Origin of the sequence: Mycobacterium sp. NAZ190054 (assembly GCF_001545925.1) — a bacterium.
Classification (GTDB): domain Bacteria; phylum Actinomycetota; class Actinomycetes; order Mycobacteriales; family Mycobacteriaceae; genus Mycobacterium.
In genome coordinates, this window is record NZ_LMVQ01000214.1 from 1 (window position 1) to 6,493 (window position 6,493).

The 6,493-nt window shown below is 70.3% G+C and carries 7 protein-coding genes and 2 pseudogenes; 5 read left to right on the plus strand and 4 right to left on the minus strand.

Translation table 11 applies throughout. The features are described 5' to 3' along the window. Positions 1–108: pseudogene (locus ASJ79_RS35075) on the plus strand (hypothetical protein); the annotation flags it as partial. Between the two features lie 54 nt (positions 109–162). Here ASJ79_RS35075 and ASJ79_RS15905 read toward each other — a convergent pair. Then, entirely contained in the window at positions 163–1,299 is a 1,137-nt protein-coding gene (locus tag ASJ79_RS15905; protein WP_067956853.1) for a 1,4-beta-xylanase, read from the minus strand. A gap of 291 nt (positions 1,300–1,590) precedes the next feature. On the opposite strand from ASJ79_RS15905, the gene ASJ79_RS15910 reads away from it, so the two are divergent. From ASJ79_RS15910 to ASJ79_RS32315, 3 genes are read left to right on the plus strand one after another with little or no spacing between them, the layout of a single operon-like run. After that, a complete protein-coding gene (locus tag ASJ79_RS15910) occupies positions 1,591–2,583 on the plus strand; it encodes an NAD-dependent epimerase/dehydratase family protein (protein ID WP_067956841.1) in 993 nt (330 codons plus the stop codon). After that, positions 2,583–3,299 carry an alpha/beta hydrolase gene (locus ASJ79_RS15915; RefSeq protein WP_067956844.1) on the plus strand — a complete coding sequence of 239 codons (717 nt, stop codon included), beginning with the start codon at positions 2,583–2,585 and terminating at the stop codon, positions 3,297–3,299. Before ASJ79_RS15910 ends, ASJ79_RS15915 begins: the two co-directional genes overlap by 1 nt. A gap of 11 nt (positions 3,300–3,310) precedes the next feature. Further along, on the plus strand, positions 3,311–3,463 hold the full coding sequence (locus tag ASJ79_RS32315) for a hypothetical protein (RefSeq protein WP_156448473.1): 153 nt from the start codon (positions 3,311–3,313) through the stop codon (positions 3,461–3,463). Here ASJ79_RS32315 and ASJ79_RS15920 read toward each other — a convergent pair. From ASJ79_RS15920 to ASJ79_RS15930, 3 genes are read right to left on the minus strand one after another with little or no spacing between them, the layout of a single operon-like run. Continuing rightward, positions 3,447–3,902 (minus strand): thioesterase family protein, encoded by a 456-nt coding sequence (locus tag ASJ79_RS15920; protein ID WP_156448474.1) that lies wholly within the window; start codon positions 3,900–3,902, stop codon positions 3,447–3,449. The two genes, ASJ79_RS32315 and ASJ79_RS15920, sit on opposite strands and share 17 nt — an antisense overlap. Next, positions 3,899–5,206 (minus strand): hydroxyacid-oxoacid transhydrogenase, encoded by a 1,308-nt coding sequence (locus ASJ79_RS15925; RefSeq protein ID WP_067956847.1) that lies wholly within the window; start codon positions 5,204–5,206, stop codon positions 3,899–3,901. The genes ASJ79_RS15920 and ASJ79_RS15925 overlap by 4 nt, the downstream gene beginning before the upstream one ends. A gap of 33 nt (positions 5,207–5,239) precedes the next feature. Beyond that, positions 5,240–6,079 (minus strand): SDR family oxidoreductase, encoded by an 840-nt coding sequence (locus ASJ79_RS15930; RefSeq protein ID WP_067956850.1) that lies wholly within the window; start codon positions 6,077–6,079, stop codon positions 5,240–5,242. Between the two features lie 73 nt (positions 6,080–6,152). On the opposite strand from ASJ79_RS15930, the pseudogene ASJ79_RS33970 reads away from it, so the two are divergent. Beyond that, positions 6,153–6,493, plus strand: a pseudogene (locus ASJ79_RS33970) (hypothetical protein); the annotation flags it as partial.

The following is a 6,493-nucleotide window of genomic DNA, read 5'->3' on the forward strand; positions in this document are numbered from 1 at the left end:
TTCGTCGACGACATCCACCGGCCGGGCATGCTGCACGCCTGCTTCGTGCGCAGCCCGTTCGCCCGCGCCACCGTCAACGGCATCGACACGTCCGCCGCGCTGGCGCTGCTGGTGACGGTGCTGTGCCGGCCGGCGAAACTGGCCGGGCCGCTGCCCGGCTAGTCAGTTGGGGCCGCGCCGCCCGGTCAGCTCCCGGATGGTGTTGACCTCGCTGTCGCGGTACGGGGTGCCGTCGCCGTTGAGCAGATCATGGAACCACAGCCCGGGAGGGCCGGTCACCGGCCGGTCCCAGGAGTCCCACGGCAGGAACGTCTGGGTCTTGCCTGCGACGAAACCCCAGGTGTAGGCACCGACGTTGCGCCGCTTGGTGATCGGCAGGATCGCCTCCACCGTGCTGTCCAGCGTGCGGGCCATGTACTCGGTGCACAGCATCGGCCGGCCCATCGGGGCCAGCTCCTCCAGCCTGGCCTCGAAGCCCCTCGGATCGGCGTAGCTGTGGAACGTGATCACGTCGGAGAGGTCGAGCTGGATGCGGTTGATCTCGTTGCGGCGTGCCGGATCGCCCCACTCGCCGTCCCAGACCCCGCTGGTCAGTGGCTGGATCGGGTCGACGGACCGGGCCCACTGGAAGACCTGGGGCAGCAGCTCGACCACCCGGTCCACCTTGTCCGGGCGTTCCACGTCCTTGTAGGCGTCGGCGGGGTTGTCGGGTTCGTTCCACAGGTCCCAGCCCAGCACCCGTCGGTCGTGGCGGAACTGGCTGATCACACCCACCACGTACTCGCGCAGCACCCGGCGGTGCCGCGGGTCGTCGAGATGGCCGGCGCCCGGGCTCTGCACCCATCCCGAGTTGTGCACACCTGGCGTCGGTCCGCGCTGCGGTCCCAGCCGCGGATGCGGATCCCAGCAGGAGTCGAACAGCACGAACAGCGGTTTGATGCCGTGGTGGGCCGCGATGTCGACGAACCGGGCCAGCCGGCGCTGGAACCCGACACGGTCCTGCACCCACAGCAGGTCGTGCAGGAAAACACGAACGGTGTTGAGCCCGATCAGCTTCGCCATCCGCAGTTCGGTGTCGATGCGCCGCGGGTCGAACGTGCCGGGCTGGAACATCTCCAGTTGGTTGATGGCGTTGGCCGGGATGAAGTTCGCGCCAACGAGCCACCCCTGGGCGCGGTGCCACCGGTGGGCGCGGTCCGGTGACCACCTGGCCAGCTCCGCCGACGCGCGGGGCACGGTCGTCAGCGCCATCCCCGCCGCCAGCACAGCCGGCAATTTGAGCGCAGAGCGACGATCCAGCAGGAGCTCGGGTGGCAAAGTGCAATCCTTCGGTCTGAAGATCGGTGACCCACCGCCGAACCCCACGGCATCTTCGATGAGGGCGTGTCGGACAAGTCGACGGTCGTCAGTGTATCGACCTCCACGGACACCCCGTTACAGCCCCCACCCACCGTGTGACGAGCGGGACATCAACGCACAGAGCAGATTTCGCTGATTGGATAGCCGGGAGTCGACATCGCAGTTCGGCACGGTCCGGACGTCGGGCGAGGCGCCGGTTTTGCCACACGCAATCCGGGAACTTTCTCCGACATGTCTGTGCGCGTCGCGGTCACAGGTCCGACCGGGGAGATCGGTATCTCGGCCATCTCGGCACTGGAGGACCACCCGGAAGTCGAAGCCATCGTCGGCATGGCGCGGCGGCCGTTCGAGCCGGCCGGACACGGGTGGACCAAGACCGTCTACCGGCAGGGCGACATCCTGGACCGCGACGCGGTGCGTTCGCTGGTCGCCGACGCCGACGTGGTGGTCCACCTCGCGTTCGTCATCATGGGCTCGCGGGAGGAGAGTGCCCGGGTCAACCTCGAAGGCACCCGCAACGTCTTCGAGGCCGCCGTCGCCGCCCCCGCTGTCCGCCGGCTCGTCTACACCTCGTCGGTGGCCGCCTACGGCTATCACTCCGACACCCCGGTCCCGATCACCGAGGACGTTCCGCCGCGCGGGTCACCGGAGCACTACTACTCCGAACAGAAGGCGGCGTGCGAGGCGCTGCTCACCGAGGTCACCGCCGGGTCACCGCTGGAGGTGTACATCCTGCGACCGTGCATCGTCGCCGGGCCGAAGGCGACCGCACTGGCCGACGCGATGCCGTGGAATCAGCTTCCCGGTCCGGTGCGGCGGATCACCCAAGCGCTGCCGTTGCTCAAACCGCCGTTCCCCGATCCCGGCACACCGCTGCAACTGGTGCACCACGACGACGTCGCCTCGGCCATCGCGGCCGCCGTGACCACCGAGTCGGCCCCGCCCGGCGCGTACAACATCGCCGGGGACGGGGTGCTGTCGATGTCGGCGGTCGGTGACGCGCTGGGAGCCAGGCCGGTGAAGGTGCCCCGCACCGCGGCGGCCGCGACGTCGGAGGTGATCGCACGGCTGCCGTTCGTCCCGTCGATCCTGGAATGGTTGCACGCGGGCCGCACCTCGGTGGTGATGGACACCACCAAGGCCAGGGAGCAGCTGGGGTGGCGGCCCGAATTCACCGCCGCAGAGACGCTTCGGGCGCTGGCCGGCGCGGTGGGTGACCAGTGATGGAGACGGCCCGGTACGCTCCGGGCCGCGCGGTCGATCTCTTCGGCAACCCTGCCGCGCCGACGGTGCTGCTCTGGCACGGCACCCAGACCGATGCGCGCGCCACCGTCCGGGTCCTGGCCGGGCTTCTCGCCGACCGGGGAATGAGTGTGGTTGCGCCGGACTGGGATTCGCACCGCGCCGACGGCGGCCGCGCCGACCTGCTGGAGTCCGTGCGCTATGCGCGGTCCTGGTCACACAGCCCGGAGCCGTTGACGTTGGTGGGTTGGTCGCTCGGCGGCGTGGCGGCGGCCGGGCTGACCGTGCACGCCCAGGCCCACGGTGTCGCGCTGCGGCACACCGTGTGCCTGGCGGGTGCGTTCACGGCGCGTGATCCGATCTCGGGTGAGGAGGTGACCGCCCGTCTGAACGCCGTCGCCGTGCGCACGCCGTTCACCCTGCTGCACGGCACCGCCGACGACGTGGTGCCCGTGTCGGCCAGCCGGACGTTCGCCGCGGCACTCGCGAACGCCGGCTGGCCGGTGCGGTTCTGCGAACTCGACGCCGACCACGGCGACATCGCAGGCGCCCGCTACGACGCCGCGGCGGACCGCTACGCCCCGGCCGACGATCCGGCCACCCGGCGCACCGCCGGCGAAGTCGCTGATCACGTCGCCGAAGCGGTGCGCCACGGTGGATTAGGTGGTCGCGAAGCGGGTACAGACCAGCAACGCTGAAAGGAGCCGCCGTGGCCACCATTCTCCCGCCCGAGGCGCGCCGAGTCGCGTGCTGTCCGGCGTGCGGATATCCGACCCTCGACGCCAGCGTGTGCGCGCTGTGCAGTCCGCTCACGGCCGGCGTGGTGCCGACCGACCCGGCGAAGGCTACGGTCCCGGGTTGACGACGAGCGAGGACAGCGCCGACCGGATTCGGTCGGGGATCGGAACCGCTTGGCGCCGTTGACGATCGACGAAGACGTGGACGAAGTGGCCGTGCGCGACCGCGGTGTCGTCGGCGGCGGTGAAGATCGCGACGCCGTAGGTCACCGACCGGTTCGTCAGCTTGTCCACCCGCAGGCCGGCCCGTAGTTCGTCGGGGTAGGCCACCGGCGCCAGGTACGCGCATTTCGACTCCACGACAAGGCCGATCACCGGTGCGGTGTGGATGTCCAGGCCGCCCTCGTGGATCAGGAAGTGGTTCGCGACGGTGTCGAAGTAGCTGTAATAGGTGACGTTGTTGACATGCCCGTAGACGTCGTTGTCCATCCACCGCGTCGTGATCGGCAGGAAGTACCGGTAGTCGGCGACGGTGTGGGCCCCGGGTGTTGTCGGCTCGGTCACCAGTAGCTCAGCGCTTGCCGGAAGGTGTCCGCCAACAACGCTTCATCCACGTCGAGCGGGGCGTTCCCGAGCAGCCGCTGCTGCGGCCACGCACCGTCGGCCAGGCGCTGCGCGTCGGCCTCGGAGTACCCGACGCCCGCCAGCCCGTTGGGCATCCCGACCGCTCGCATGACCGCGACGAGGTGGTCGGCCAGCACGCCGCCGGCGTCCTCGGGGGCGGCTCCTGTCGTGTCGGCGCCGAGGTGTCCGGCAGCGTCGAGATGACGCCGCGGGTCCAGCGGCGCGGTGACCCGGAAGGCGGCGGGCGCGTTCAGGATCACCGACATGCCGTGCGGCACCATGGGTTCGTCGCCCGGGTAGCCGTCGGGGTGGAACCGCCTGACCTGCCCGGCCACCGCGTAGGCCATCGCGTGCGGGATGTGCACCCCGGCGTTGCCGAACGCGATGCCCGCCAGCGTCGCCGCCCACATCACCTGCTCGCGCGCCTCCCGGTCGGCGGCGTCGGTGACGGCCCGTTCCAGGTAGCGCCCGAGCAGCCGCAACGCCTCCACGCTGCCCAGGTCGCTCCACGGGTTGGCACCCTGGCTCATCGGGCGTCCACTGGGTCTGGCGGGCGCGGCGCGGCGCAGGTAGGGCCGCGCGGTGTAGGACTCCAGCGCGTGGGAGAGCACGTCGAGCCCGCTGCACGCCACCACGTTGCCGGGCAGCGTGTCCGTGCAGTCCGGATCGACCACGGCTTCGGTGGGGCGCAGGGCGGGTGAGGCGATACCGGTCTTGGCCGCCATGGACAGCAGGTCGAAGATCGCGATGCCGGTGACCTCGCTGCCGGTGCCCGAGGTGGTCGGGCAGGCGATGTGGGGGCGCAGTGGTCCGGGTACCGCGGATCCCGCGCCCACCGGCGCGTTGACGTACTCCAGGAAGTCGGCGGGGTGCGTGGCGTAGAGGTTGGCGGCCTTGGCGGTGTCGATCACCGAGCCGCCGCCGACGGACACGTAGCCGTCCGGAGCGACCTCGGCGGCGAACGCCGCCGCCTGCTTGAAGGATTCGTCGGTCGGTTCGACCCGGACATCGGTGTAGGCGACGACCTCGATGCCGGAATCACGCAACGAGCGGCGCACCGTGTCGAAGATCTCGAGCCCGGCGACGGTCGGGTCGGTGAACAGCGCGACCCGCGCCGCGCCCAGCGCGCCGACCCGGTCGCCCACTTCACGCAGGCAGCCCCGCCCGAAGGTGACCCGGGACGCGTCGACGGTGAACGCGGTGTCGCCTGCGCCGTCCACACCGCTGTGATGGCAGCAACTCATGGTGCCGATTGTCCACGAGCGTGGCGGTGCAGGTCAGCCGGTCTGAGCGGCCAGCCGCGCCCGTTCGGTCATCGACGCGACCACCCCGCCGTCGCTGAGGATGTCGGTGCCGGTGAGGTAACCCGCCTGGTCACCGGCGCAGAACGCCAGCAGGGCGGCCATCTCCTCCGGCTTGCCCCAGCGCGGGACCGCGGCGTCGGTGACCATGGCACCGGCACCGGCCTGCTCCTCGAGCCGGCCCATCTCGGTGTCGATGGATCCCGGCGACACCGACACGATGCGCAGACCGCGGGTGTTGAACCGCTCGGCCTGGGAGCTGCTGTACCACCGCACGAAGCTCTTGCTCAGTGCATACGACAGGCCCGACCGCGCTTCCTCGGGCGCGATCGCACAGGCCTGCAGCATCTCGGCCATGAACGCGTCCGTGTCCTGAAGGGCCAGCGGGAAGGTCGCCGTCGGGATCAGCTCGGCCGGCAGCAGGTGCGCGGCCATCGACGCGACGTTGACGATCGCGGCGCCCTCGCCTGCCGTCGCGAAGAACGCCTCGCCGACGTTCACCGTGCCGAGCGCGTTGGTCCGCATCACATACTCCGGGTCCCCCATGCTGGGGCTCACCCCGGCGGTGTGGATAACCGACGCGAGCGTGCCGAGGCCCGACACCTTCTCGAAGAGCGTGTCGATCCCTTGCCTGCCGGTGACGTCGCAATTGACGGCGTGCACCGTGATTCCGAGGCCGGTCAGCTCGGCGGACGCGGCGTCGAGCCGGTCCTGCCGGACGTCGGCCAGCACCACCTCGTGATCCTTGCCGACCAGCCTGGCGGTGGCCGTGCCCATCCCACCAGCACCGCCGGTGATTAACGAAATCGCTGCCATGTGTAAACCTCCTCGGGACATTCAACACTGCGGCGTGGTGGCGGGGAAACCGCCCGTCGGTACTTTCGAGGACATGTCAGACAACCCGGCCGAGACGGTCGAAGAGGCCGCGCACCCGCCATCCCGCTCCCGCGGCCGCTGGCGCCGGGCGGCGGTGGTGCTGGCCGTCATGGTGCTGCTGTTCGGGGTGCCGTGGTGGACGCTGGTGGCCGGCGGCGCGGCGTGGCCGACCGCCGTCGTGGTCATCGCCACCGTCGTGTTCGTCGCGACGTTCGCGGCGCTGCCGATGCTGATCATGATGATCTTCGCGTACTTTCTGTACGCGTTCTACGACGTCTTCCCGTCCAGGCACCTGGCGCTGGCGGGTGTGATCACCGGACTGACGCTCTACAACGGTGCGGTGATCGCCGAGAT